This is a genomic window from Nonomuraea sp. NEAU-A123 (assembly GCF_018603905.1).
GTDB lineage: Bacteria > Actinomycetota > Actinomycetes > Streptosporangiales > Streptosporangiaceae > Nonomuraea.
In genome coordinates, this window is the sequence record NZ_JAHFZZ010000006.1 from 125,447 (window position 1) to 150,944 (window position 25,498).

Below are 25,498 nucleotides of genomic sequence, written 5' to 3' on the forward strand. Positions count from 1 at the left end.
GTTCGCGCCTGCCGTATTTCTTGGAGGGAATGTTGTGAGGCGGGCACGCACCTGGCTGCCTGGGTTACTCCTCGTCACGCCGTCCATCGTCGCGATCGGCGTGTTCGTGTACGGCATGCTGGGCTGGAACTTCCGGCTGGCCATGACCGACAAGCACGACGAGGTGTCCGAAGGCAAGTTCGTCGGGCTGAAGAACTTCGTCGACATCTGGGACCTGCCGCGATGGCACCTCTCGGTGCAGCACACGATCATGTTCACGCTCGTGTTCGTGCTGGGCGCGCTGGTGCTCGGCTGGTTCCTGGCGTTTCTCATGGAGAAGGGGGTCAGGGGCGAGGGCACCTTCCGGGCCATCTACCTGTTCCCGATGGCCATCTCCTTCGTGGCGACCGGCATCGTGTGGCGGTGGCTGATGAACTCGGGGATGGAGCAGCGGGCGGTCGGGCTGAACCGGCTGTTCGACTGGATCGGGCTGCCGCAGTGGCAGTGGTTCCGGGATCCGGACTGGGGGATGGCCGCGATGGCCCTCCCGGCAGTCTGGCAAATGTCCGGATATGTCATGGCACTGTTCCTGGCGGGGTTCCGCGGCGTGCCGGAGGAACTGCGCGAGGCGGCGCGCGTCGACGGGTGCAACGAGTGGGGCGTCTACCGGTACGTCGTGCTGCCGATGCTCCGGCCCGTGACGCTGTCGGCGCTGATCATCCTCGGGCACATCTCGCTCAAGGTGTTCGACCTGATCGTGGCGGTTTCGGGCAAGCAGATCATCACCGACGTGCCCGCCGTGTTCATGTGGGTGGCGGTCTTCGACTCCCACGATCCGGCCAAGGGCGCCACGATCGCCTCGTACATCGTGCTCAGCGTGGCCATCTTCGTCATCCCGTACCTGATCTGGTCCGTACGTAAGGAGAGGCGTTCATGACCGCGGTCATCGGGCGCAGGCGGGCGTCCACCGGGGTGCGCCTCGCCCTGCTGATCGCCTTCGTGGTGATCTTCCTGATCCCGATCTACGTCCTCCTGGTCACCAGCTTCAAGCCGCTCACCGAGGCGGATCCGGGCCAGGCGTGGAACCTGCCGCGGACCTGGACCTTCGAGGCGTGGCGCGTGGCGTGGGAGAAGCTGGCCCCCGGCCTGTGGAACTCCGTCCTGCTGGCCGTGCCGGGCTCGCTGCTGTCCTGCGTGCTCGGCTCCCTGAACGGCTACGTGCTGTCGAAGTGGCGCTTCCCGGGCGCGGACCTGCTGTTCACGCTGTTCCTGTTCGGCATGTTCATCCCGTACCAGGGGGTGATGATCCCGCTGGTGCAGCTCCTGGTGAACCTCAACGAGCTGACCGGGCTGCAGGGCGTCTTCTACGGCGGCATCCCGGGGCTGACGCTGGCGCACGTGGTCTACGGCATCCCGATCTGCACGCTGATCTTCCGGAACTACTACGTCACCATCCCCGACGAGCTCATCGAGGCGTCGCGGGTGGACGGCGCGGGGATGCTGCGTACGTACTGGTCGGTGGTGCTGCCGGTGTCCGCGCCGGCGATCGCGGTGGTGATCATCTGGCAGTTCACCTCGATGTGGAACGACTTCCTGTTCGCCGTCTTCCTCACCGGGCCGACGAGCTGGCCGACGACCGTCATGCTCAACAACATCGCCGGCGCCCAGGCCACCCCGTACAGCCAGCAGATGGCGGCGGCCATCCTGGCGTCGGTGCCGACGATGCTGATCTACGTGCTGCTCGGCCGGTTCTTCATGCGCGGGCTGATGGCCGGCGCGCTCAAGGGATGAGCGCGGCCGGGTTCGCCCAGTGCCTGAGCGGCTCCTTGCGGACATAGCGGGCCACGTCCCCGGCGACGATGGTGGCGGCGTTCATGGCCGTCTCCTTGCTGGCGCCGGCCAGGTGCGGGGTCATGACCAGGTTCGGGGTCGTGAGGAGCCGCGACCCCGCCGGGATGGGCTCCTCGGGGAAGACGTCCGTCGCCGCCCCGAACAGGTGGCCCGAGTCCAGCGCGTCGCACAGGGCGTCGTAGTCGAGCAGCGAGCCGCGCGCGCAGTTGACGATGACGGACCCGGCGGGCATCGCGGCGATCTGCGGTGCGCCGATCATGCCGATGGTCTCGGGCGTGGCGCGTGCGTGCAGGGAGAGGAAGCGGGAGCGTTCGAGCAGCTCGGCCAACTCCACCTGTCCTGAAATTTCCACGTAAGGGTCGTAGACCAGGACCTCCGCCCCGAAGCCCTCCAGCATGCGGGCCACCCGGCGGCCGATCGCGCCGTAGCCGATCAGGCCCGCTGTGGAGCCCTCCAGTTCGGGCCCGACGTTGTCGTAGGTGTAGTAGTCGCCCCGCCAGACGCCTCCCGCCAGGTCGGCGTGCGTCTGGGGGATGCGGCGGGTGGCGGCGAGGAGCATGGCCAGCGTGTGCTCGGCGGTGGCCACGGCGTTGCGTCCCGGCGCGAACGTGACCGCGACCCCGGCCTCGGAGGCCGCGTCCAGGTTGGCGTTGACCGGGCCGCCCCGGCTCACGCAGAACAGCTTGAGCTCCGGGCACGCGTCCAGCACCCGCTTCGTCAGGGGGGCCATCTGGGTCACGCAGACCTCGACACCGCGCAGCGCCTCGATCAGCTCGTCCTCCACGTCGGAGGCCTCATCGACCTCGCCCACCCGGCCGAACGGCACCTCCGGCCACGGCAGCGTCAGCTCGCGGATCTCCACGTCACCGGGAACCTCGCGCCTGATGGCGTCGATGAAGAGGCGGTTCTGGACGAAGTGGTCGCCGGCGGCGAGGACTCGGATGGTCAACGAAGAGCTCCAATCGGGGAGTTGTACCGCAGGATCGCCACCTGGCCGTCCCGCGGGCGGATCTCTGTGATGGCGCAGTTGTCCAGGCGCGGGAAGAGCCGCCGGTACTCGCCCAGCGGCACGCCCATGAGCCGGCACAGCGCGATCCTGATGACGGTCGTGTGCGCGACGACCATCACCCGGCCGTCCGGATGGGCCGCGGCGATGTCCCGCAGGCACTCGGTGAACCGGTCGGCCGCCTGCTTCGGGTCCTCACCGCCCGGCAGCGGGCTCGCGGCGGGGTCGGCCTCGAAGGCGGCACGGGCCTCGGGGAACAACTCGCGCATCTCCGCGGCGGTCAACCCCTCGCCCTGGCCGAAGTCGAGCTCCCGCAGCCGCTCGTCCACCCGTAGCTCGACGCCGGCCGCCTTGGCGCTCGCGGCGGCGGTGAGCCTCGCCCGGCTCAGCGTGGACGCCCAGACGGCCGCCAGTCCGGCCCGGCCGGCCCAGGAGGCCAGCTGACCGGCCTGGTCGTAGCCGCGCGGGGTCAGCTCGATGTCGCTGACCCCGGCGTAACGGTTCTCGGCGTGCCAGACGGACTCGCCGTGGCGCACCAGTGCGATGTCGGTCATGGTGCGGTCCTCTCACGGGCGTGGCCGGCGGCGCTCTCGGGCAGCCAGCCGCGTCCTTCCAGTTCGGCGACAAAGCGTAGATAGGCCTCGTCCAGGCGGGGCCCGGCGGGGTCCACGACCTCGCGGGTGCGGATCATCCGGGCCGGGTCGCCCGTTTCTCCCGCCGCGAGTACGGCCATGCCGAGCGCTGGCTCGGCGTTCTCCCGCAGCGTGACGGGACGCCCCAGGACGTCGGCGCGGAGCTGGGTCCAGTAGGCGCTCTTGGTGGCCCCGCCGGTCAGCACGATCTCGCCGTCCACCGGGGCACCCAGCAGGTCGAGGTAGTCGAAGCAGAGCCGCTCGACGAACGCCGCGCCGCGCAGGATCGCCACGTAGCGCTCGACGTCGTCGGCGGGATGGCCGAGCGTGAACCCCTCGGCCTCGGGCGCGACGAACGGGAACCGCTCCCCGCGCGACACGAGCGGATAGGTGACGGTCAGCTCGGCGCCAGGGGCGCCAAGGGTCCTGGGGGTGTCCGGGATGCCGGGGATGGCACGGCCGGTGGTGGCGAGAAAGGCGTCGCGTGAGGCGGTGGCGAGGGAGGCGTCGCGGGCGGTGGTGGCGAGGGAGGTGTCGCGGGCGGTGCGGCCGTAGCGGGCGGCGGCCTGGGTGCTCAGCGCGTCGAGGTCGCGGCCCGCGAACTCGCGGGTCAGCACCCCCGCGCCCGTGCTCGACGCGCCACCCGGCAGCCACGAGCCGTCCGGCGCGCGGTGCGAGTAGACCACGCCCAGCGGGTCGTGGATCAGCTCTCTGGTCACGCCCTTGAGCACCAGGGTGGTACCCATGACGGAGTTCCAGCTACCCGGCGTCATGGCTCCCGCGCCGAGCTGCGCCGCGCACCCGTCGGTGGTCCCGGCGATCACCGGGGTGCCGGCCGGGATGCCGGTGATCGCGGCCGCCTCGGCGCAGACCGTGCCGAGCGTGGTGCCCGGCCGTACGACGTCGGGCAGCGTCCCGGTGGGCACGCCCAGCGCGTCGAACACCTCGTACGGCCACCGCTCGTCGATCAGGTCCACGCCCGTCTTGAGCGCGTTGCCCAGGTCGGTGGCCACCTCGCGCCCGACCAGGCGCCGGTTCACGAAGTCGTTCTGATGGGCCGGCCGCGCACCGGGCGGGGCGTCACGCAGCAGCCACAGCAGCTTGGGGAGCGCCCAGTTCGCCTGCATGCGCTGGTAGCCCAGCCGTTCCCAGACGGCCGCTCCGACCGCGTTGACCCGCTCCACCTCGGCCGTCGCCCGCCGGTCGTCGTACATCAGGCCGGGGGTCAGCGCCTGCCCGTCAGGGCCGGTGAGCAGGATCGTGCCGGAGGTCGCGGCCACGGCGACCCCGCGGATCCGCTCCGGCGGCACGTCGCGCAGCGCCTCGGTGGTGGCGGCGGCGAGCTCGCGCCACCACTGCTCCGGGTCCTGCTCGTGCCGGGGCCCGTCACGGTGGCTGGTCAGCGGCCTGCTGGCTGAGCCGAGCAGCTCACCGCCGTCCGTGACGGCCATCGCCCGGACGCTCTGCGTGCCCAGGTCCACTCCGATCCAGACGCTCACGTACGACCCCGCATCTCCGCGAGCAGCGGCCACGATCGGGCGCTGGTCTCGCGCAGGGCGAGGAAGTCCCGGTAGGCCGTGCCGTACGCGCCGGGCTCGGGTCGTACGGCGTCGCGCAGGCGTACATGCTGCTCGGCCGCGGCCTCGATCCCGGTGGCCGCACCCGTGGCGACCAGGCCGACCAGGTAGGCGCCCCTGGCGCCGACCTCGGCGTCGCTCGATCTGAAGACCGGCAGGCCGGTGACGTCGGAGATCATCCGCAGCCAGAGCGCGCTGGCCGAGCCGCCGCCGCACACCCGCAGCTCGTGCGGCCGGTCACCGGAGGCGGTCAGACAGTCCTGGATGACGAGCGTGAGTCCTTCGAGCACGGCGCGGGCGACGTGCTCGCGCCCGTGCTCGAAGGACAGGCCGAGGAAGGCGCCCCTGGCCAGCGGATCGGAGAACGGCGCGCGCTCGCCGGCGGGGGAGAAGTACGGCTGGAACGACAGCCCGCCCGCGCCAGGCGGGCCGGTGGCGGCGAGTTCGCCCAGCTCGGCCGGGCCGTCCAGGCCGAGCAGGCGGCAGGCCCACTGGAGGACCTCGGTTCCGGCGAAGGTGGGGAAGGCACGCAGGTAGCCGCCGGGCATCGCGATCGTGATGCCGACGGGTTCGCCGTCCAGGTCGGGCCGTTCGACGACGGTCTCCGTGCAGAGCGTGGTGCCCAGGATGCTGCACGCCTGGCCGGCGCCCACGGTGCCGGCGCCGAGCGCGGTGGAGGCGATGTCGTAGGGCGCCATCACCACCGGCGTCCCGGCGGGCAGCCCGAGCAGTTCGGCGGCCTCGCGCGTCAGCCCGCCCACCCGGCGGGTGTCGTCGCGGAGCTCGGGCAGCAGGTGCTCGGCCCATTCCAGGCCGAACATGGCCAGCAGGGCGGGGGAGTAGGCACGCGTACGCAGGTCCATGAAGGGGGCCGAGCCGTCGGACTCGTCGGCGGCGAACTCTCCGGTCATCCGGGAGAAGATCCAGCCGCCGCACGACAGGTTCGCGGCCGAGCGGGCCAGCCGTTCGGGGTCGTGCTTGTTCAGCCAGGTCAGGATCGCGTGGGGGAGCCCGGATGCGGCGGAGGAGCCGTTGATACGGAAGGCGTCGGCGGCCAGTCCCGAGCGGTTCCAGCCGTCGACCGTCGCGGCGGCCCTGCCGTCGTTCCACAGGATCGCCGGACCGGTGGGCCGGCCCGAGGCGTCGACCAGCCAGCAGCCGTCGCCCTGCGCGGTTATGGCGACGAAGTCGGGCGCGGAGCCGAGCTGGGACGCGACGCCGCGGACCGTGTGCGCGACCGCGTCCCAGACGGAGTCCATGTCCTGCTCGGCCTGGCCGGGTGCGGGCCGGGAGACGCTGGTCGCGTGCCGGACGACGGCCGCCTCGGCGCCCGTCTCGTCGTACCCCACGGCCTTGATGACCGTGGTCCCCGCGTCGACGCAGATGACCGCCATCAGGCTCGTCCGTGGGAGGTCCGCGACTTGCGGGCGATCGAGTCGACGACGACCGCGAGCAGCAGGACGATGCCCGTGACCATGAACCGGATGGAGGAGTCGAGGTTGAGCAGCGTCAGCCCGCTGGAGATCGACTGGATGACGATGATGCCGAGCAGCGCGCCGAAGGCCGTGCCGCGCCCGCCGAACAGGCTCGTCCCGCCGATCACGGCCGCGGCGATGGCGTTGAGGTTGACGTCGCCCGCGCCGCTGCTCTGGTTCGCCGCCGCCAGCCGGGCCGCGGCCAGGATGCCGCCCACCGCCGCGAACGACGAGCAGAGCACGAAGACCGAGGTGTAGACGGCCTTGACGTTGATGCCCGCCCGGCGCGCGGCCTCCACGTTGCCGCCGACCGCGTAGACGGCCCGGCCCCACTTGGTACGCGAGAGCATGTAGTGCATGATCAGCACGAGGGCCACGAAGAAGACGAACATCCAGCCCACGCCGCGGGTCTGCCCGAGGTAGTAGACCACGAAGGCCAGCACGGCCAGCAGCGCCACGCTCCTGATGATCAGCGTGGACAGGTTCCTGGACGACAGCCCGGCGCGCCGCCGCTCCTGGGCGTGCAGGTAGCCGCTGGCGAACAGCCAGATGGCCGCGATCACCGCGAAGCAGTACGACAGCCACGGCGGCACGAAGTCGAGCTGCGCGAAGTTCACCAGGGCCGAGTCGAACGGCAGGTTGATCGAGCCCTTGCTGCCCAGCACGTAGAGCTGCAGCCCGAGGAAGGCCAGCAGCCCGGCCATCGTGATGACGAAGCTCGGCACCCCGAACCGGTTGAACAACTGCGCGTACACCCAGCCGATGGCCGCGCCCATGATGACCGCGGCCAGGATGGCCAGCCACACCGGCAGCCCGTTGCTGACGAACAGGACGGCGAGCACGGCTCCCGACAGGCCGCTGACCGAGCCGACCGACAGGTCGATCTGGCCGACCAGCAGCACGCAGACGATGCCCAGCGCGATGATGCCGACCGCGGCCGACTCCAGCGTGAGGTTCACCAGGTTCGCGCTGGACAGGAAGATCGGGTTGAGGATCTGCAGCACCGTCCAGATGACGATGAGCCCCACCACGACGGGGATCACGCCGAGGTCGCCGCCGCGGGCCCGCTCGACCACGTCGGCGATCGCGCCGCGCAGCCCTTCGCGCCCGCTCAGCCGCTCGTCCTGGCGATCCGTGGTGAGCGTGCTGTTCATGAGGGGAGCCCTTCCTTGCGGCGCGCCTGGCGCTGGGAGACCGCATTGTCGGTGGCGCCGGTGATGGCGGCGATGATCTCTTCGGTGGAGACCGCGCCCACGTCGAACACCCCGTTGTTGCGGCCGAGCCGGAGCACCGCCACGGTGTCGGCCACGGCCTGCACGTCGGCCATGTTGTGGCTGATCATGATGACGCCGAGGCCGTTCTCGCGGAGCCGCTCGACCAGGTTGAGCACCTCCGCCGTCTGGGCGACGCCCAGGGCGGCGGTCGGCTCGTCGAGGATGATCACCTTGGGGTCGCCGAGCAGCGACCTGGCGATGGCCACCGTCTGCCGCTGGCCGCCGGAGAGCGCGGCGACCGGCACGCGGACGCTCGGGATCTTCGCCGAGAGCTGGCGGAGCAGCTCCCAGGAGCGGGTCTCCATCGCCACGTCGTTCAGCCGGAGCGGGCGGACCTCCTGTCCCAGGAACAGGTTCTGGATCACGTTGAGGTTCTCGCACAGCGCGAGGTCCTGGAAGACGGTGGCGATGCCGAGCTTGTGCGCCGCCGCCGGCGTCGGGATCTCGACGTCCCGCGACTCGAAGGTGATCGTCCCCGAATCGGGCGGGTGCACCCCCGAAAGGATCTTGACCAGCGTCGACTTGCCCGCGCCGTTGTCGCCGACGATGGCCATGACCTGGCCCGCCGCGACATCGAGCTCGATGTCGGTCAGCGCGGCGACCGCGCCGAACGTCTTGCTGATCCCCCGCAGGGACAGAACGCTGTCCGCTTGCTCTGTAGGCGACAAGACGGCTCCTCCCTCGCCCTACTCGATGAGCCTCTACTTGATGCCGAGCTACTTGATGCCGAGCTCGGCGCAGCCCTTGGCGTATTCGGCGGTGCACGCGTCGGCGGCCTTCATGATGCCGCTCTGGAACAGCACCTCATTGATGTTCTCCTTGGTCACGACCGTGGGGACGAACAGCTGCGACGGGGTGTTGTAGAGCGTGGTCTTGCCCTCGGGCTTCTTGCCCTGCATGAACTGGTAGGCGACGTCGGCCGACGCCTCCGCCACGATCTTGATCGGCTTGGAGATCGTGTTGTACTGGTCGCCGGCGATGATTCGCTGAGCGGCGGCCAGCTCGGCGTCGTTGCCCGTGACCGGCGGCACCTTCACACCGGCCGCCTTGAACGCGGCGATCGCGCCGCCGCCGGTGCCGTCGTTGGCCGCGACCACGCCGACGATCTGGTCCTTGAACTGCGTGATCTGGCCGCTGACCCAGGTCTGCGCCTTCTCCGGCTGCCAGTCGGGGGTGTCGTACTCGGCCAGCAGCTTGAAGCCGCTCGGGTCGATCGCGCTGTGGATGCCCTTCTTGATCAGGCCGGCCGCCGCGTCCGTGGGCGAGCCGTTGACCTCGAGGATGCCGCCCTTGGCGTTCTCCTTCTTGAGGTGGTCGACCAGGGACTGGGCGATCATGTTGCCGATCTTCTCGTTGTCGAACGAGATGTAGTAGTCGGCGGGCGTGGCCGGGACCGGCCGGTCGTAGGCGATGACCGGGATCTTCTGTGACTGCGCCGTCTTGACGATCGTGGCCGCGGCGGCCGAGTCGACCGGGTCGATCACGATGGCCTTGACGCCCTGAGCCATCGCCGAGTTGGCCTGTTGCTGCTGCTTGGCGGCGTCGGAGTCGGCGTTCTGGTAGATGACCGTGCAGCTCGGGCAGAGCTGCTTCATCTTGGCCTCGAAGAGCGGCTTGTCGGCCAGCTCGTACCTGGTGGAGGCGAGGTCGGGCATGAGGAAGGCCACCTTGGCGTTCTCCGCGCCGCCACCGCTGTTGCTGCTGCTGGAGCCGCTGTCACCGCCGGTGGAACCGGAGCCGCAGGCGGCCAGCGCCGACCCTGCGATGACGACAACCGCGGCGAACGCGGAGGTCCGCATCTGAACTCTCTTCACGGGTTCTTTCCTCACTCACTACGTCCTCACGGACTCGCTGATCGCGTCGCTCCCCCGAAACGCCACGGGAGACATGCCGCTCACAACCGGCCACGCCTGTGGTGCGGCTCACGCTAGCGCGAGTGCAGAATAATTGTCCAGCAAAAGTGTTCAGGGCCTTCGCCTGGGTTTGGTCAAGAACTGGGCGTCTGCCGTTCGTCTGCGGTTTGGGGGGTGTTCGTCAGGAACGGCGGGCCGCCGCGAGGAGTCCCTCGGCGGTCAGGACGTCGGTGACCAACTGGTTGAAGTAGCCGCCCCGGGCGCCCGCGATGATGGACAGCACCTTCTCGGCGCCCACCGCGACCGCGATCGACGAGGGGATGCGGCGTAGTTCGTGCAGGCCGGGGGCCACCAGGCGCTCGCTGCCCGGGTAGGAGACCGGCTCCCCGGCGCGGTTGTACACCCGCATGCAGACGTCGCCCACGGCCTCGCGCAGGCTCTCCGCGTCGCGCGGCATGAACGCGGGCACGACCTGCCGCATCAGCGGCGCGGAGCCGACGCCGACGATGGCGCACTTGGCGTGCGCCCACAGGTCCATGACCTTGCGCACCGACGGCTCGTGCTGGAGGGAATAGAACAGCTCGGGCCCCGGCAGCGCGGGCGCGTACAGGTAGCTGGGCACGCCGCTGACGCGTTCGGCCAGGATGCGGGTGGTCTCGTTGGTCTGGAACCACGGCTGTGGCTCCTCCTGGCCGCCCACGGCCGGCGCGATGGTGACGCCGGGGAACTGCCCGAGGCCCTCGCGCGCGCACTCGTACACCGTGCTGCCGGACGAGACCAGCACCACGTCGCCCGACTCCAGCCCGACCCCGGCCAGGGCGCGGGCCAGCCCGGGGGCCAGCCAGGGACCCAGTGCCGGGCCGCTGACCTTGGGGACCAGGTGCACGCGCTTCAACTGGAGCGCCTCGGCCACCTCGGCGGCCAGGGGGCCCTCCTCGAGGGTGGCGGGCCGGTGCACCCTGATCTCGACGATGCCCTGCCTGCGGGCCTCGGTGAGCAGCCGGCTCACGGTCGCCCTGCTGACGCCCAGCCGTTTGGCGATGTCGGCTTGGGTGGCGTCTTCGAGGTAGTACTGCGACGCTGCCGCGTACATCAGATCGTGCGGGAAACGGGCCTGCGCCTCCGGCGCGGCCTCGGCGGCCTTCATGCGCGCACTCCCTCGGCCTGAACACTTGTGCTGGACGGATGTGACTATACCTCCGCACCCTCCGGCCGGACCGCTAACAAGCCCGCCGAACAATAATCGCCCATGCGCGACCGCTCACCGGCCGGCCGTCCCACCGATCGGCCCGCCTGCCCCTGAACGGTTGGGGGCCGTCCGGCGAATGGGACCGCGCCCGTTTCCGACTGGTTGGGGGCCGTCCGACCAATGGGGGTGACGGCGGGTTGGGCTTCCCGTGCTTGCCGTACAGGATGGTGGGGGTTGGAACGGGCGGTTACGGCGCCTGGCCGGTGACCAGCGCGTCGCCGAGTGGCGTGCGGGCGTACAGGACGGTGCGGCCTGTGCGGGTGCCCGCGATGAGGCCGGTGCCGCGTAGGGCGGCCAGGTGGCCGCCGGTGGTGCCGAGGCTGTGCCCGAGCAGGGCGGCGAGGTGGGTCGTGGTGGCGGGCACGGCGAGCTCGGCGAGGATGCGGGCGCGGGTGCGGCCGATCAGCACCGCCAGGCCCGCTCCCGTCGCGGGCGTTTCGGCGGCCGTGCCACGGGCCGGGTACGTGAGCGCGTACGGCCAGGCGTCCTCCAGGTAGGCGCCCACGGCGGGCACGAACGCCGACGGCAGGAACAGCAGCCCCTTGCCGCCCAGCCGGTGCAGTTCCTCGCCCTTGCCCATCCGGACCTCGATGTACCCGTCGCCGTGCCACCGGACCTGCTCGCTCAGGTCGTCGAGCGCCGCCGCCCACCCGTACGCCGCCAGCCGGCCCGCCCGCTGCACCACGTCGCGTTCCAGGATCGCCTGGAAGCGCGGCCAGTCCTTGGACAGGATCTCCGTCCACAGCGCCTCGTAGGCGTCGGCCAGCACCTGGACGACGTCGGGGCCGAGCAGCAACGCCCTGGTCCACTGCGGCACGGGCGGCCGGCCGGCCAGGGCGGCGGCGATCTCCGCGTGCGCCTGCCCGACCGGCGTGGTGCGCATGGCGGCCAGCTCGGTCTCGAACGGCACGCTCATCCCGGCGGGCGGCGGGGCGATGAAGTCGACGTTGTCGCTGCCCTTGTTGCCGGTGATCGCCACCAGGGCGCGCAGTGCCGGGTGGCGGGCGGCCAGCTTCTTGTACGGTTCGCGCCACTTTTCGGCCCAGCGCCGATGCGCGCCCGGCGCGGTGCGGCCTTCGATCACCCACTGCGCGTGCATGGTCTCGATCAGCGGCGAGATGGCGAACCTGCTGGCCACCACGTCCTGCGGCGTGACTTCGATCCTGAACACCTTTCGGTTATATCCGAAAGTGTCGCCTCCGCCGGGAGTGTTCCCGCAGCATCGTGTCCGGCGGTCTCGAGACCTCCCTCCGGGATCGCCCTTTCGACGTGGGGGTGTGGGTTGACGGAGCGTGGAGCCACCTTTGGGCAGGTGTTCGCGGTGCGGGAGTTCCGGGTGCTGTTCGGCAGCTTCGCGCTGCTGATCTCCGGGGACTCGATCAAGATGCTGGCGCTGTCGGTGCTGGTGTACGCGGAGACGGGGTCGCCCGGGCTCTCGGCCGCGGCTTACATGGTCGGGTGGCTGCCGTACATCGTGGGCGGGATGTTCCTGCTCTCCCTGGCCGACCGGCTGCCGCCTCGGGCGGTGATGGTCGTGGGGGAGCTGGTCAGGGTGGTGGTGTGCCTGCTGCTGGCCTTCGCCGGGTTGCCGGTTCCGGTGATGCTCGGGCTGGTGCTGGTGACGGGGCTGTTCTCGCCGGTGTTCGGGGCGGCGCGGAGTGCGTTGCTGCCTGACGTGCTGCCTGGGGACGCGTTCGTGCTGGCCAGGTCGCTGATGGGGGTCACGTCGGCGAGCGCCCAGATCGCGGGGCTCGCCGTCGGGGGCGCCTTCCTGGCGATGGCGGGGCCGCGCGGGGCGCTGGCGGTCACGGCGGCGCTCTCGGCGGTGGCCGCCTTGGTACTCCGGTACGGCCTGCCGTACCGGCCCGCCCGAGGCACGGCTACGTACGGCACGGCTGCCCGTGGCACGCCCTCAGACGACACGCCCTCAGACGACACGCCCTCAGACGACACGCCCTCAGGCGGCGCACGCCTGGATGGCGCGCTCTCAGATGGCGCGCCTCCGTACGGGACGGTCGTGGACGACACGGTCGCTCGGGAGGCGCCTGGGAGTGCGGTGGTCCGAGGCGGGGCTGTGCGGGTGACATTGCGGGTGAATCGGTTGCTGTTGGTCGATCGGCGGGTGCGGGGGCTGCTGTTGGCGAGTTGGTTGCCGAGTATGTGCCTGGCGGGGGCCGAGGCGATGATCGTGCCCTATCTGGGTGGGCGGGGGCAGGCGGGGGTGGTGCTGGCATTGGCGGCGGGTGGGATGGCGGTCGGTGAGTTCAGCGTGGGGCGGTTCGCGGCTCCGGCGCTCAGGGAGCGGTTGTCGCTGCCGCTGGCGGTGCTGATCGGGCTGCCGTGGCTGGCCTTTCTGGCGGCGCCTGGCGTGGCGTGGGCGGCGGTGATCGCTGCCGTGGCCGCCGCTGGGCTGTCCTACCAGCTTGGGTTGCAGCGGCGCTTCGTCGAGTCGGTGCCGGAGGAGGTGCGCGGGCAGGCGTTCGGGCTGCTGTCGGCCGGGCTGATGACCGGGCAGGCGATCGGCGCGGCGGCGATCGGTGCCCTGGGCGAGGCGATCGGCCCGGGCCCGGCCATCGCCGCGGCGGGCCTCGCGGGCGTCCTCGTCGCCCTGGCCCTGTCCGGCGTACTACGCCCGGAGACCGACCCCACCTCTGCCGGCGACGCCCGCCCCTCCTCTGGTGGAGACGGCCGCCCTTTCGCGGGAGACGTTCGTCCGGATGCCGCCCCAGAGGTTACGGAGGTAGTTCGCCCGAGCCGCGGGGGATGAGGCGCACCGGCAACTGGACGTGCTCCGACGGGCCGCCGTCCCCGGCCAGGCGGCGGAACAGCAGTTCGGCGGCCACCCGGCCCATCCCGGTCGGGTCCTGGGCCACCACCGTCACCCCGGGCGTCAGCAGGTCGGCCAGTTCGAAGTCGTCGAACCCGACCAGCCCCATCCGCCGCCCGCCGAGCGCCCGCAGCGCGGTCACGGTGAGACGGCCGTTGCCGGTGAACAGGGCGGTCGGCGGCGAGTCGAGTGCCAGCATGCGCTCCAGGTCCGTGCGGACCGTCTCGGGCGTGGGGGCGCGCATCGCCACCAGCCGGGGGTCGAAGAGCGGGCCGAGGGCCGAACGGTAACCCGCCAGCCGCTCGGCCGCGGTGAAGATCGACGGGTGGTCGCCGAGCATGGCGATCCGGCGGTGGCCGTGCGCCAGGAGGTGGCCGACGGCCTCCCTGGCGCCGCCCGCGTTGTCGCTGAGCACGGTGTCGACGTCCAGCCCGGGCCCGGGCGGCCGGTCCGCGAACACCGCGGGCGTCCCGGCGTCGAGCTCGGGCCGCAGGTAGGAGTGGTCGTCACCGGCGGGCACCACGATCAGACCGTCGACCCGGCGGGCGCAGAACGTGCGCACCAGCTCGCGCTCCCTGGCCGGCTTCTCGCCGGACGAGCCGCTCAGCAGCAGGCAGCCCTCAACGATGACCACGTCCTCGACCGCCCGGGTCAGCCCCGCGTAGAACGGGTCGGCGACGTCCTCGATGACCAGCCCGACGGTCGAGGTGCGGCCCCTGCGCAGCACTCTGGCGCTCTCGTTGCGGCTGTAGCCCAGCCGCTCGATGGCCTCGCGCACCCGTGCGGCCGTCGCCGGATTGACGCCCGGCTCGCCGTTCACGACGCGCGAGACCGTCTTGAGCGCCACGCCGGCGGCCAAGGCCACGTCCTTCATCGTCGGTCTCACTCTTGGATCCTTTCCCAAGTAGGACGGCCAGACAACGTTGTCAGAGCGTTATGCGAGAGTAGGGGTTCTATGTCGCTGAGATCCGCACTGCTCGTCGCCGGGTTCGTGCTGGCCGCGCTGAACCTGCGGCCCGCGATCGCCGGCATCTCCCCGCTCCTCGACGAGATCATGAAGGACGTCGGCCTCACGCCCGCCGGCGGCGGCGGGATCACCACGGTCATGGTGGTCTGCCTGGGCGTGTTCGGGCCGATCGCGCCGCTGCTCGCGCGCCGGATCGGGCTGGACCGTACGCTACTCGCCGGGCTCCTCGTGCTGGCCGCCGGCGTGGTGCTGCGCGGCCTGGACGGCGTCCCCACCCTGTACGCGGGCGCGGCGATCGCGGCCATCGCCATCGCCGTGATGAACGTGGCCATGCCCGGTATCACCAAGCAGTACTTCCCCGACCGGGTCAACCTGATGACCGGCGTCTACAGCTCCGCGATCGTGGGCGGCGCCGCGACCGCCTCGGCACTGGTGATCCCCATCGAGCACGCCACGGGCTACGGCTGGCGCGGCGTCTCGGCGCTGCTGGCCGTACCCGCGCTGCTGGCCGCTTTGCTGTGGCTGCCGCAGGCGCTGCGCGGGCAGGCGGGGCCGCAGAACGGGCCGCGGCCGTTCGGGGTGGTGCTGCGCAGCCGGGTGACCTGGTACGTGACCGCGTTGATGGGCCTGCAGTCGTTCACCTTCTACGTGATGCTGGCCTGGCTGCCGACGATCTTCCACGACGCCGGGCTCCCCGCCGACCAGGGCGGCTACCTGCTCAGCGTGACGAACCTGGTCCAGGTGGGCGCCACGCTCGCCGTGCCGATCCTGGCCGGGCGGCGGCCGTCGCAGGTGCCGTTCGTGATCGGGGCCGGGCTGATGACCGTGGCCGGATACCTCGGCATGTTGCTGGCCCCGGTCGCCGCGCCGTGGCTGTGGATGGTCGTGCTCGGTATCGGGCAGGGCGCCTCGTTCGCGCTGGCGCTGCTGCTGATCGCGCTGCGTGCGCCCGACCCGGCGTCGGTGACCGCGCTCTCGTCGGTCGCGCAGTCGGTGGGGTACGCGGTGGCCGCGTTGGGGCCGGTGCTGTTCGGGCTGCTCAGGCAGGCGTCCGGCGGGTGGACGGTGCCCTTGCTGGCGGGGCTCGGCGCGCTGGGGGCGCAGCTGCTGGCTGGCTGGTTCGCCGGGCGTCCTGCTACGTTGAGTAAGGCTTGCCTGTAGCGGAGGGACTCACGTGCTGACCGAGGCGCTCCAGCGTCTGGCCGACGGGCGCGGCGGGGTGATCGGGGTCGAACCGGGCCTGGTCATCGAGCCCGACGAGACCTGGACGGCCGCCTCGGAGCTGCTGCGCCCGCCGTACACCCTGCTGGGGGAGCTGGTCGACGAGACGGCGGCGCGCTGGAAGGCCCCTCGCCACGTCGGCGCCGCGTTGTTCTGGAAGACCTACGGCTACTGGCACACGATGCCGATGGCGCTCGGCTGGGCGCTCGACGGGCGGGTGCCGACCATGCGGCTGGCCGACACGTACTTCAAGGTGTCCGGGGCGGGCGTGACGATCGCGGCCACGCGGGTGAGCTGGGGGTCCGGCGCCGCGCCGATCAGGGACGCGCTGGCCGAGTCGCAGGAGCCGCTCGTACGGGTGATCAGCCGGATGGTCAAGGTGGGTGAGCGGACGCTCTGGGGTTCGACCGCGGAGGCGTTCGCCCACCCGTTGACGCAGTTCGTGGCGGGTGACTACATGGCGCTGCTGGCCGAGATCGGCAAGCCGGTCGACGGGCTGATCGAGCCCGCCGACGACGGCTACTTCCGCCGGACCTGCTGCTTGTGGATCGCGCTGCCCGACGTGGAGCCCTGCGCGAGCTGCTGCGTGCTCAGGCCCCCACCACACCGTTCCTAGGCCACCACGGCGTCGTCCATGGGACGCAGCTCGTCGGCGTAACTGACCGAGACGCGGCGCATGACGCCGGTGTCGTCGATGGAGTACTGGCCCAGCCGCCACAGCGGCGGCGAGTAGGCGTGGATCGAGACGCTGTTGTCCACGGCGCCGTTGAGCCGGTGGATGTGGTCCGGGCCGAACGAGAACGACTGGCCCTCCGTCACCACGGTCTCCAGGTGCTCGCCGCCGATGCGCGGGTTGCATTCGGCCAGCGCGCCCTGCACCACGTGGACCGCGCCGGAGGAGATGTCGTGGTCGTGCCAGCCCGTGTCGTCCTCGGGCCGCCAGCACAGGAGCCAGACGTCGACGTACGCGTCACGGTAGAGCGAGGCGTAGTGCCGCCCGCCGTCGGCGGGGAACTCCACCTGGTCCCGCCACTCGGCCGGGTTGGCGGCCAGCTCGTTCACCAGCTCGCGCAGCTCTCGCCGGTCCAGTGTGCGTTCCGGGAGCCGAGCACAGGCACCCCCGTCCTGGGTTTGATTCGTGCCGGTGTGTTCGAGGATTTGCTCGCTCACTTACGGGTCTCCTTTCGGCCGAGTAGACGACGGGGATTGGTGACCCGGATGGCGTGGGCGGCTGCCTCGCCGAGGCCCGGGTCGGGTGCGGTGGCATAGGGGGCGTCGGAGCCGTTGACGACGACGTCGACGCCGAGCTCGCGGACGATCGCGTCGATCGCGCGCGGGCCGTACGAGGAGGTCTCCACGAAGCAGCCGGGGTCCACCAGGCCCCGGCCCGTGCCGCCCCTCGCGATCAGTCGCTCCGAGTGGAGCGGGGCCAGCCCGGCCAGCAGCGCGAAGCACACGCGCAGCCGGGGGTGGCGCGGCCTGACGACCGCGTGGAAGTAGTGCCAGGAAGCGTGCATCTGCTGGACGTACGGCACCAGCGCGGGCCACCAGGACGGCGTGCCGGGCTCGGGCGCGGCCGGGCCCGGATGGATGAACAGCGGCAGGTCCCGCTCCGTGAGCACGTCCAGCAGGCGGTCGTCGGGCAGGGCCGTCGCCGGGATCTGCAGCCCGGCGAACCCGCGGTCGAGGTCCTTGGCCAGGCGCTCGGGGTCGGGCTCGCTGTGGCAGGTCGAGGCCCACGCGCCGAACGGCGCGGGCAGCGCGAGCGCGCCCTCGTGATAGGCCTCGAGCAGCGGCCACGCCTCCTCCGGAGGCAGGAACTCGATGCCGAGCGGGCTGGACAGCGAGACCAGGGCCAGCTCCAGCCCTGTGACGTTCCGGTTCTCGTGGTCGGCGGGGTCGACCTCGTAGGGCGGTTCGCCGTCGAGGATCAATGTCCAGCCGTCGAGGTACGGAGGGACGGTCCGGCCGCGGAGCGCTTCGACGAACGAACGGGTCCACAGATGCTGATGAATGTCGATGCTCACGACCACACCTCCCTCTATTTCCTACTAGTATTACGGGTAAACCTATCACGCTGGTGATACGAGCTTGTGAAGCGATTCAGTGATACGGTTCAGTGAACCGCTTCACAAGACAAATGTCAACGGCAGGCCGCTAGCCCCCGGATCTGGATGAACCACGCCAGCGGCCCCTTCGGCATGCGAGCTTCTGTCGGTGGCACGCAATAGGCTGGCTGGATGCCGCGGAAGAGAGCGACAATCCGGGAAGTGGCCCAGGCGACCGGTCTGTCGCCGGCCGCTGTGTCCTACGCGCTGCGTGGCATGCAGGTCTCGGAGGAGACCATGGAGCGCGTACGCGCCGCCGCAGCCGAGCTGGGCTACGAGGCCGACCCCATCGCCAGGGCTCTGGCCAGCGGGCGCACCAACATGATCGGGCTGCTCTGCGGCTCCCTCGAAGACCTCTGGCAGCAGTCGCTGGCCGTCGGCATCAGCAGGGGCCTGCGGGAGAAGGACCGCTACGCGCTGATCCTCGACGCGGTCGGCGACCCGGCCCGTGAGCGGGCCCTCGCCCAGCAACTACGCGACCAGCGGGTCGACGGCATGATCGTGCAGCCCGTCGATCCGGCGGCGCCGTTCTGGGCGGACCTGTGCGAGTCGCTGCCGGTGGTGGCGATCGGCGACTCACTCGCCGGCACGGCCGGCGAAGTGGTCTTCGACAACCGCCGCGGCGTCAGCCTCGCCCTCGAACACCTGCACGCCATGGGCCACCGGCGGATCACCGTTCTGACGCCGACCATGACCAGCACCCCCGACCGTCCGGCCGACGTGCTCGTCACCTCCGAAGCCGACCGCCTCGGCCTCGACATCGTGGTGGCCACCGCGCCCCACAGCCTGGCGGCGGCCACCGAGGCGGCCCACCGCACCCTGGACGCCGACCGGCCGAGCGCGGTGTTCTGCTTCGCCGACTCGATCGCCTATGGCGTCTACGCGGCGGCGGCCGAGCTGGGGTTGTCGATCCCGGGCGACGTATCGGTCATGGGCTACGACAACCACCCGATGTCGGGCCTGCTCACGCCCGGGCTCACGACGGTGGACTGGGACATCGACGGCATCGTGCGGGCGGCCGTACGCCTCATGTCGGCGGCGGCCGACGGAGGGGCACGGCGCCGCCGGGTCGTGCAACAGCCGACGCTCCGCGAACGCGGCTCGGTGGGCAGGGCGCCCAAGTGAGGCCCGGCGGGCCGTAGCGGCGGGATCCCCGTGCGGGTCAGCGGCCGTCCTCCTGGAGGCCCTCAGCCCTGTGCGGCGGGTGGCGGGTGCCCACGGCTTGCCGTACAAGAAGGAAATTGTTTGGAGATCAGCGCACGCGCGGCGTCGAGATCATCCGAGAGGGGACGGTCGGGGACGTCGGGGGCCCTGGTGGCGGCGAGGCGCTCGCAGGCGAGCACGATCTCCAGCGGCTCCACGCAGCGCAGCGCATAGCGCGCGGCCTGCGTCGCGAACCCCGCGTGGTCCTCGGTCCCCCGGGAGATGACGGCGGTCCCGGCCGTGACCGGGTTCGCGAGGTGGCGTAGCTCGGCCAGCGCGTCCTGGGCCACGTACTCCAGGATCATCGCCCCCGACCCGCCCGGTCGCGCCGCCAGGAACGGCAGCCGCCCCGTGTAGGCGGGCTCCATGAGCGTGGCCAGCCGGGCCGTGCTGAGCTGGGCCGTCGGCACCAGCGCCGCGCGCAGCGCGTCGAGGGCCAGCGCGACCGGGGCCGAGTGGAAGTTGCCGTTGTGCCAGGCCAGCGAGTCGGCGATGAGCGGGTTCTCGGCGGCGGCGTTCAGGTCGGTCTCGACGACGCGCTCGGCGCGGTCGAGTGCGTCCAGCGCGGCACCGTGCACCTGGGCGAAGGCGCGGTAGCCGTACGGGTCCTGGATGCGGGCGGCGAACTCCCGCGAGAGCAGCCCCCGCAGGCGGGCGGCCGTGGCGGCCTGACCGTGGTGCGGTCGGGCCGCCTGTACGGCCGCGGCCAGCGGCTCGGCCGAGGCGGACACCGCGACGAAGCTGAACGCCGCCACGTCGACGGTGGCGTCCAGCAGGACGCGCAGCCGGTGTACGGCGATGGCGGCGTCGGCCAGCGTCGCGGCCCCCGAGCTGACGAATGGCACCGCGTCACCGGACGCCAGCGGATATCGGGGCCCGCTTGCCGTCGGCCCCTGCCAGGGCATCTCCCCCAGCAGGCAGAGCGCGGTGGCCGAGAGCGCGGTCAGATCGCCGGTGCCGATGGCGCCATAGGTGCGGATCGGGGGAGTGAAGCCGTCGTTGATCGCCTCCGCCAGCACCGGCAGCACGCCCGGATCGATGCCCGAGCCGCCCGCCAGCAACTGGTTGAGCCGCACCACCAGCATCGCCCTGGCCTGTTCGGGCGCGACGAGTGGCCCCGCGCCGCCCGCGTGACTGCGCAGCAGGTCGAGCCCGCCCCCCTCGACAATCACGTCCTTGTTGGCCCCGACTCCGGTGCTCCGCCCGTAGACGGGCCCGGTCAGCTCCTGGGCCGCCCCCCACGCCGCCCGGGCCCGATCCAGTGAGGAGATCGTGACCCGGGCCGCGCCGTACGCCACCGCATGGACCTGCGCGCAGGTCAGACCGGCACCGTCGAGTTCCATCGAGCTCAATCGTTGTCGGGGATGAACAGGCCGAGCAGCCAGCTGACGACACTGATGATGATGGCGCCCCAGAAGGCGGCCGGATAGAAGTTGCTGACGTGGAAGGGGATGTCGAGCTGATCGGAGATCCAGCTCGTCAGCAGCAGCATGGCCGCGTTGATGACGAGGAGGAACAGCCCCAGCGTCAGGACGATCAGGGCACAGCCGAGTCCCTTGATGATCGGCTTCACGATGGCGTTGATGATGCCGAAGATCAGGGCGACGACGAGCAGGGTGCCCCAGTAGGTGGGGGTGTTCTGGGGGCCGGTGATCTGGATGCCGGCGACGAACTGGATGGCCACCCAGAGGGCGACCGCGGCCGCCAGGGTTCTGATGATGAATCTCACGCTGGTTGATCCTCCCATTACCGATCGGTGCTCCGATAGGGGATCACCGTGATGACCGGATATGTGCATTCCGGGCACGCACTGTGATAGGCGTTATCGATGGGCAACGATGGGCAGAGACGTGCGGGGGAGGGGAGCGAGATGGAGTCCGAGGGTTTCGAATCGCTGTCGGCCAGCGAATTGCACGACCGCGCGGTCAGTTACGCCGTACGCCACGGCGATCTGGGTTTTCTGTGGAACCTGCTGAGGGTGATCCCGGCGGCGGAGGCCGCCAGCGGTCACGACACGGAGACCGCCAACGACCTCAGCCGGGTGTCCGCACTGCTCAGCGATGCCCTCGCAGCGGGCGAAGGCGAGCTCGGCGAGGCGCTGCGACCGGTCTACCTGGAATACCTGAGCAAACATCCCGACGCCTGACCCGCGTCCGACCCCGCGCTTCAGCCCGCCAGTCGAGCTTCGGCGCCGCCGTAGTGGGCGAAGCCGGGCGTGCTGATCTCCTGCCCGTCACGGCTGATGATCATGGTCTGGTACTGCTCGGCCTCCGCGAGTTCCATGGCGAAGCGCCTGGCCAGCACCGGGCCCATGGCGTACATCCCGGTGGCGTACGCGTCGGCGGCGCCCAGGTCGGGGCCGAGCACGGTGACCGAGCCGAGCTTGTCCTGCTTGACGCCGGTGCGCGGGTCGACGACGTTCGCGCCGCCCGAGGTGGCGATGCCCATGTCGTGGGTGAAGACGACTTTACGCACCAGGCCGGTGCGCGGGTCACGGACGCCGATGTGCCAGCGCTTGCCGGGGGCGGCCGAGCCGCGCACCCTGATGTCCCCGCCGGCGGTGATGCGGTGATCGACGGCACCCGCACTGGCCAGCGCGCGGGAGAGCCGTTCGAGCGCCCAGCCCTTGATGTAGCCCGAGGTGTCGATGACGCCGTTGATCCGGGATTCGAACCAGCCGCCGGTGGCCTCGCTGAGCTCGTCGCAGCGGTGCAGCACCTCGATGAGCTCCGGGATCTGCCTGATGGTCCCGCCGCGGTTCAGCCGGCTGATCTGGCTGTCCTCCCTGGCGGGGTTGAACGTCTCGTCCACCCAGCGCAGCCAGGCGAAGGCGTCGTCGAGTACGGGAGCCAGTTCCCGCCGCGGCAGGGCCGTACGGATATCCACGCTGACGGGTATGCCCATGACCATCTCGACACGGGCGCTTCCGGGGAAAGTCGTCACCTTGCCTCCTTGTTCGCAGCAACCGTCCCACGGCGCGCGTAATGCCTTGTTAAACCAACGGCTTACGTTTGAAATTGGTTGTCTTGACCTGCGCCTTCGGTACGGACAGACGGGTCAGGGCGCCCCGGACGTACCGCTGGAAGGGGCGCGGGCCGGCGACGATCACCGTGCGTTCGGCGATGTCGGGCACCTGACGGCTCAGCCCCGAGGCGCTGAGCCGCTCCTTGGCCCGGGGGTCGTGTTCCTGGCCGGCGACGACCACCAGGCCGTGCTCGGCCGCCAGCTCGCGTAGCTCGTCGGTCACCCGGTCGGTCCGGTAGACGGTCACCGTGTCGCCCGTGTGGGTGGCGAGCAGGTCGCGCAGCCCGGCGGGTTCGAGGTCGGCGACGATGAGCAGGGACCCTCTGGTCGTGGCCCGGACGCCGTAGTGCCAGACGGCCATCACGGCCGCGATGCCGTACAGGAGGAGGGAGCCGGTGCGGCTCGACGTGGTCACGTACGCGGTGGAGCTGAGCTGGTGGGTCACCAGCAGCGTGCCCGCCAGGTACCCGGCCAGCCGCAGGCGCTGCCTGGCCTGCTCCGACCGGAGGAGTTCCGGCGCCTTGACCGACAGCAGCCCGAGCGCCACCAGCAACCCGGCGACGGCCCACGCGGAAGGACGCCATGGGTACCCGAACCCCGGCTGGATCGCACCGAACTCGGCGACCGCGACACCGCACCAGAACACGATGAGAGGCTGATTCGCCTTTGCCTCGCTAGCCATGGGATAGACGATGCGCGCCGAACATGAGAGCCATCTGAGTAGTGTCTGAAACATGGCTAACGTACGTGTTGAGCGGACCGAAGATGGCGGATTCCGGGCTACGAACGCCCGTGGCGCGGAGGTGCGGATCGGGGGTGGCGACGAGGAGGGCGTGTTCACGCCCGTCGAGTTGCTGCTCGCGGCGGTGGGCGGGTGCAACATCGTGACAGTGGAGCCGCTTACCGCCAAGCGCGGGCAAAGGCTGATCCGCCTGGCGATGACCGTCGAATCGGAGAAGATCGAGCCGAACCTGCTGGGTCCCGTCACGGTGACCTACGACGTCGAAGTGCCCTCCGAGCAGGCGGACGAGGTCTTTCGGGCGGTGGCGGAGCGGGTGCACGCGAAGTACTGCACGGTCAGTCGTTCCCTCCAGGAGGGGACGGAGGTCCGTTTGGAGATCCCTTAGCCGGAATAGGCGGACATTCGACCCCGCGATGGCACGTTCGTTGCATTCGCCTCGGTAGTGTCGAGGCAGGTCAAGAGTCCTGCGACTGACTTGCAGACTTTTACCGAAGCGGACGCGGAGGGGGACCGCCGTTCGCAGTGCGGGACCGCCGACGTTTTTGGGGGAAATCGTCGGCCTGGACCGCCCTCGGTCGGGGCCGGACAGTTGGGGGACTGTCCGGCCCCGATTCATGCGTATTGTTCGGTTCTGTGACAAAGGTCCTCATTGACTGCGATCCCGGCATCGACGACGCGCTCGCCCTGGCGCTGGTAGCGGGCACCCCGGCCCTGGAACTGGTCGGCATAACCACGGTCGGCGGCAACGTCGACCTCGCGCTGACCACGGCCAACGCGCTGGCGCTCAGGGAGTTCCTCGACCTCGGCGACGTTCCGGTCATTCCGGGCAGCGCGGGCGCGCTGGTACGCCCCACGGTCCGCGCCGCCGACATCCACGGCCTGTCCGGCCTGGGTGACGCCGTCCTCCCACCGGCCACCCGCCCCGTTTCCGACGGCCACGCGGTGGACTTCATCGTGGAGACGTTGCGGGCCGCCCCGGGTGAGATCACGCTGGTCGCCATCGGCCCACTGACCAACATCGCGCTGGCCGTACGCCGGGAGCCACGCGTCGTGGAATGGGCCCGCGATTTTGTGATCATGGGCGGCGCCTTCACCCGCGGCAACACCACTCCCGCGGCGGAGTTCAACATCTTCGCCGACCCGGAGGCGGCCGCGATCGCCTTCGACGCCGGCTGGACGGTGAAGATGCTCGGCCTCGACGTGACGCTGACGGCCATGGTGACCAGCGAACTCCTGGACCGGATGCGCCCGCTCGGCCGGCTGTCGGAGCTCCTGGTGCCCGCCGCGCAGTTCTATGGCAAGGTCACGGCGGACGACGGACCGGCCATCCATGACGCGTGCGCTGTGGCGTACGTGATCGACCCGTCGCTGTTCACCTGCGTACCGGCCCGGGTGAACGTGGAGACGGTCGGCCGGCACACGTCGGGGATGACCGTCACCGACTTCAAACTCCGCGACGGCCGCCCCAACGCCCTGGTAGCGACTTCGCTGGACGTGAAGCGGTTCTGGGAGATGGTGCTGGGGGCGTATGAGGGGCTGGGTGGGCGACTCGGATGATGTGCTGGGGGGTGTGCGGCGGCTGCTACAGTTACACCTGTTGCGGGCGCCGCTAGCTCAGTTGGTTAGAGCAGCTGACTCTTAATCAGCGGGTCCGGGGTTCGAGTCCCTGGCGGCGCACCTCGATAGGAAGCCTCAGCTCACGCCTGTGAGCTGGGGCTTTCTCTTGTTAAATGTCGATGCGTGAGCTATCCGAGCGGGCCGAGGAACATGCCGCCGGTGGCGTCCAGGACGTTCGCGGTGATCCAGCGGGCGTCGTCCGAGGCGAGGAAGGCGACGGCGTCGGCGATGTCGGCCGGTTGGCCGATTCGGCCGAGTGCGGTGCCCGAGGTTATGGCGGCCCTGGTCTCCGGGGCGTGCAGGACGCCGTTCACGTTGGTGTCGGTCGCGCCCGGGGCCACCGCGTTCACCGTGATGCCGCGCGCGCCGAGGTTGTTGGCCAGGGTTCGGGTCATGATCTCCACGGCGCCCTTGCTCATCGCGTAGGCGATCTGGGTGGATAGCGCGATCCGGGCGGACAGCGAGGAGATGTTGATGATGCGCCCGCCGTCGCGCAGCAGCGGCAGTACGGCCTGGACGAGGAAGAAGGGCGCCTTCACGTTGATCGCGAAGACCTCGTCGAACTGCTGCGGCGTCAGCCGGTCGATCGAGCCGGCGAACAGCGTGTCCAGGTTCCCGCAGGCGGCGTTGTTGACCAGGATGTCCAGCGGCTGCCCGCCCAGGCCCGTCACGAGCGCGTCCACGTCGCCCGCCACGCCGAACTCGGCCTGGATCGCGAAGGCACTGCCGCCGGACTGTTCGATCGCGGACACCGTCTCCTTGGCCGCGCCGACGCTGGTGGCGTAGTGGACGGCCACCCGCGCGCCGTCGGCGGCCAGGCGCTGGGCGATGGCGCGGCCCATGCCTCGCGATGCGCCCGTGACCAGTGCGGTCTTTCCGGTGAGGTTCGGCAC

The 25,498-nt window shown here is 70.8% G+C and carries 26 protein-coding genes and 1 tRNA gene; 10 read left to right on the plus strand and 17 right to left on the minus strand.

Annotated features, from left to right (window positions below; genetic code table 11):
* Window positions 1–34 precede the first annotated feature (34 nt).
* Together KLK06_RS19700 and KLK06_RS19705 are read left to right on the plus strand one after the other, a co-directional pair.
* A complete protein-coding gene (locus KLK06_RS19700) occupies window positions 35–916 on the plus strand; it encodes a carbohydrate ABC transporter permease (RefSeq protein WP_214636993.1) in 882 nt (293 codons plus the stop codon).
* A complete protein-coding gene (locus tag KLK06_RS19705) occupies window positions 913–1,770 on the plus strand; it encodes a carbohydrate ABC transporter permease (RefSeq protein ID WP_214636994.1) in 858 nt (285 codons plus the stop codon). The genes KLK06_RS19700 and KLK06_RS19705 overlap by 4 nt, the downstream gene beginning before the upstream one ends.
* Here KLK06_RS19705 and KLK06_RS19710 read toward each other — a convergent pair.
* The 9 genes from KLK06_RS19710 to KLK06_RS19750 all read right to left on the minus strand — a co-directional run bounded on the left by KLK06_RS19710 (window position 1,760) and on the right by KLK06_RS19750 (window position 12,067).
* Window positions 1,760–2,779 (minus strand): 2-hydroxyacid dehydrogenase, encoded by a 1,020-nt coding sequence (locus tag KLK06_RS19710; protein WP_214636995.1) that lies wholly within the window; start codon window positions 2,777–2,779, stop codon window positions 1,760–1,762. The two genes, KLK06_RS19705 and KLK06_RS19710, sit on opposite strands and share 11 nt — an antisense overlap.
* A complete protein-coding gene (locus KLK06_RS19715) occupies window positions 2,776–3,390 on the minus strand; it encodes a histidine phosphatase family protein (protein WP_214636996.1) in 615 nt (204 codons plus the stop codon). The genes KLK06_RS19710 and KLK06_RS19715 overlap by 4 nt, the downstream gene beginning before the upstream one ends.
* Window positions 3,387–4,967, minus strand: coding sequence for an FGGY family carbohydrate kinase (locus KLK06_RS19720; RefSeq protein WP_308168337.1), 1,581 nt, complete (start codon window positions 4,965–4,967; stop codon window positions 3,387–3,389). Before KLK06_RS19720 ends, KLK06_RS19715 begins: the two co-directional genes overlap by 4 nt.
* Entirely contained in the window at window positions 4,964–6,439 is a 1,476-nt protein-coding gene (locus KLK06_RS19725; protein WP_214636997.1) for an FGGY-family carbohydrate kinase, read from the minus strand. The genes KLK06_RS19720 and KLK06_RS19725 overlap by 4 nt, the downstream gene beginning before the upstream one ends.
* The gene (locus tag KLK06_RS19730) at window positions 6,439–7,674 is read right to left on the minus strand and encodes a sugar ABC transporter permease (protein WP_214636998.1); all 1,236 of its coding nucleotides are present in this window, start codon (window positions 7,672–7,674) and stop codon (window positions 6,439–6,441) included. The genes KLK06_RS19725 and KLK06_RS19730 overlap by 1 nt, the downstream gene beginning before the upstream one ends.
* Window positions 7,671–8,462 carry an ATP-binding cassette domain-containing protein gene (locus KLK06_RS19735; protein WP_250905723.1) on the minus strand — a complete coding sequence of 264 codons (792 nt, stop codon included), beginning with the start codon at window positions 8,460–8,462 and terminating at the stop codon, window positions 7,671–7,673. Before KLK06_RS19735 ends, KLK06_RS19730 begins: the two co-directional genes overlap by 4 nt.
* Before the next feature lie 48 nt (window positions 8,463–8,510).
* Window positions 8,511–9,608 (minus strand): sugar ABC transporter substrate-binding protein, encoded by a 1,098-nt coding sequence (locus KLK06_RS19740; protein ID WP_214636999.1) that lies wholly within the window; start codon window positions 9,606–9,608, stop codon window positions 8,511–8,513.
* Window positions 9,609–9,828: 220 nt separating this feature from the next.
* Window positions 9,829–10,794: a sugar-binding transcriptional regulator gene (locus KLK06_RS19745; RefSeq protein WP_214637000.1), complete on the minus strand. Its 966-nt coding sequence runs from the start codon at window positions 10,792–10,794 to the stop codon at window positions 9,829–9,831.
* A gap of 289 nt (window positions 10,795–11,083) precedes the next feature.
* A complete protein-coding gene (locus KLK06_RS19750; RefSeq protein ID WP_214637001.1) occupies window positions 11,084–12,067 on the minus strand; it encodes a helix-turn-helix transcriptional regulator in 984 nt (327 codons plus the stop codon).
* Between the two features lie 111 nt (window positions 12,068–12,178).
* Here KLK06_RS19750 and KLK06_RS19755 point away from each other — a divergent pair, with 111 nt between their 5' ends.
* A complete protein-coding gene (locus KLK06_RS19755; RefSeq protein WP_250905724.1) occupies window positions 12,179–13,663 on the plus strand; it encodes an MFS transporter in 1,485 nt (494 codons plus the stop codon).
* Here the strand turns inward: KLK06_RS19755 and KLK06_RS19760 are convergent.
* Window positions 13,629–14,609 (minus strand): LacI family DNA-binding transcriptional regulator, encoded by a 981-nt coding sequence (locus KLK06_RS19760; protein WP_374197131.1) that lies wholly within the window; start codon window positions 14,607–14,609, stop codon window positions 13,629–13,631. The genes KLK06_RS19755 and KLK06_RS19760 overlap by 35 nt on opposite strands.
* A 69-nt stretch (window positions 14,610–14,678) precedes the next feature.
* Between KLK06_RS19760 and KLK06_RS19765 the strand changes: the two genes are divergently transcribed.
* Together KLK06_RS19765 and KLK06_RS19770 are read left to right on the plus strand one after the other, a co-directional pair.
* On the plus strand, window positions 14,679–15,851 hold the full coding sequence (locus tag KLK06_RS19765; RefSeq protein ID WP_214637003.1) for an MFS transporter: 1,173 nt from the start codon (window positions 14,679–14,681) through the stop codon (window positions 15,849–15,851).
* 13 nt (window positions 15,852–15,864) lie between these two features.
* Window positions 15,865–16,527, plus strand: coding sequence for a hypothetical protein (locus KLK06_RS19770; protein ID WP_214637004.1), 663 nt, complete (start codon window positions 15,865–15,867; stop codon window positions 16,525–16,527).
* Here KLK06_RS19770 and KLK06_RS19775 read toward each other — a convergent pair.
* Window positions 16,524–17,081, minus strand: coding sequence for a cysteine dioxygenase family protein (locus KLK06_RS19775; RefSeq protein WP_308168338.1), 558 nt, complete (start codon window positions 17,079–17,081; stop codon window positions 16,524–16,526). The genes KLK06_RS19770 and KLK06_RS19775 overlap by 4 nt on opposite strands.
* Window positions 17,078–17,938, minus strand: a complete 861-nt coding sequence (locus KLK06_RS19780; RefSeq protein ID WP_308168339.1) for an amidohydrolase — start codon at window positions 17,936–17,938, stop codon at window positions 17,078–17,080. The genes KLK06_RS19775 and KLK06_RS19780 overlap by 4 nt, the downstream gene beginning before the upstream one ends.
* Window positions 17,939–18,151: 213 nt before the next feature.
* On the opposite strand from KLK06_RS19780, the gene KLK06_RS19785 reads away from it, so the two are divergent.
* Window positions 18,152–19,144, plus strand: a complete 993-nt coding sequence (locus KLK06_RS19785) for a LacI family DNA-binding transcriptional regulator (RefSeq protein WP_214637006.1) — start codon at window positions 18,152–18,154, stop codon at window positions 19,142–19,144.
* A 62-nt stretch (window positions 19,145–19,206) separates the two neighbouring features.
* Here the strand turns inward: KLK06_RS19785 and KLK06_RS19790 are convergent, their stop codons facing one another.
* Window positions 19,207–20,565, minus strand: a complete 1,359-nt coding sequence (locus KLK06_RS19790) for an aromatic amino acid ammonia-lyase (protein WP_214637007.1) — start codon at window positions 20,563–20,565, stop codon at window positions 19,207–19,209.
* A gap of 5 nt (window positions 20,566–20,570) precedes the next feature.
* Window positions 20,571–20,951: a phage holin family protein gene (locus tag KLK06_RS19795; protein WP_214637008.1), complete on the minus strand. Its 381-nt coding sequence runs from the start codon at window positions 20,949–20,951 to the stop codon at window positions 20,571–20,573.
* 141 nt (window positions 20,952–21,092) lie between these two features.
* Between KLK06_RS19795 and KLK06_RS19800 the strand changes: the two genes are divergently transcribed.
* On the plus strand, window positions 21,093–21,368 hold the full coding sequence (locus KLK06_RS19800) for a hypothetical protein (protein WP_214637009.1): 276 nt from the start codon (window positions 21,093–21,095) through the stop codon (window positions 21,366–21,368).
* Between the two features lie 20 nt (window positions 21,369–21,388).
* On the opposite strand, the gene KLK06_RS19805 is transcribed toward KLK06_RS19800, so the two are convergent.
* Together KLK06_RS19805 and KLK06_RS19810 are read right to left on the minus strand one after the other, a co-directional pair.
* On the minus strand, window positions 21,389–22,165 hold the full coding sequence (locus KLK06_RS19805) for an FAD:protein FMN transferase (RefSeq protein WP_214637010.1): 777 nt from the start codon (window positions 22,163–22,165) through the stop codon (window positions 21,389–21,391).
* A gap of 49 nt (window positions 22,166–22,214) precedes the next feature.
* Window positions 22,215–22,928, minus strand: a complete 714-nt coding sequence (locus KLK06_RS19810; RefSeq protein ID WP_214637011.1) for a hypothetical protein — start codon at window positions 22,926–22,928, stop codon at window positions 22,215–22,217.
* A 52-nt stretch (window positions 22,929–22,980) separates the two neighbouring features.
* On the opposite strand from KLK06_RS19810, the gene KLK06_RS19815 reads away from it, so the two are divergent.
* The 3 genes from KLK06_RS19815 to KLK06_RS19825 all read left to right on the plus strand — a co-directional run bounded on the left by KLK06_RS19815 (window position 22,981) and on the right by KLK06_RS19825 (window position 24,665).
* Complete coding sequence (locus KLK06_RS19815; protein ID WP_214637012.1) at window positions 22,981–23,373, plus strand: OsmC family protein; 393 nt, start codon at window positions 22,981–22,983, stop codon at window positions 23,371–23,373.
* A gap of 248 nt (window positions 23,374–23,621) precedes the next feature.
* Window positions 23,622–24,545: a nucleoside hydrolase gene (locus KLK06_RS19820; RefSeq protein ID WP_214637013.1), complete on the plus strand. Its 924-nt coding sequence runs from the start codon at window positions 23,622–23,624 to the stop codon at window positions 24,543–24,545.
* Window positions 24,546–24,591: 46 nt separating this feature from the next.
* Window positions 24,592–24,665, plus strand: a tRNA-Lys gene (locus KLK06_RS19825).
* Window positions 24,666–24,733: 68 nt separating this feature from the next.
* Here the strand turns inward: KLK06_RS19825 and KLK06_RS19830 are convergent.
* Window positions 24,734–25,498: an SDR family NAD(P)-dependent oxidoreductase gene (locus KLK06_RS19830; protein ID WP_214637014.1), complete on the minus strand. Its 765-nt coding sequence runs from the start codon at window positions 25,496–25,498 to the stop codon at window positions 24,734–24,736.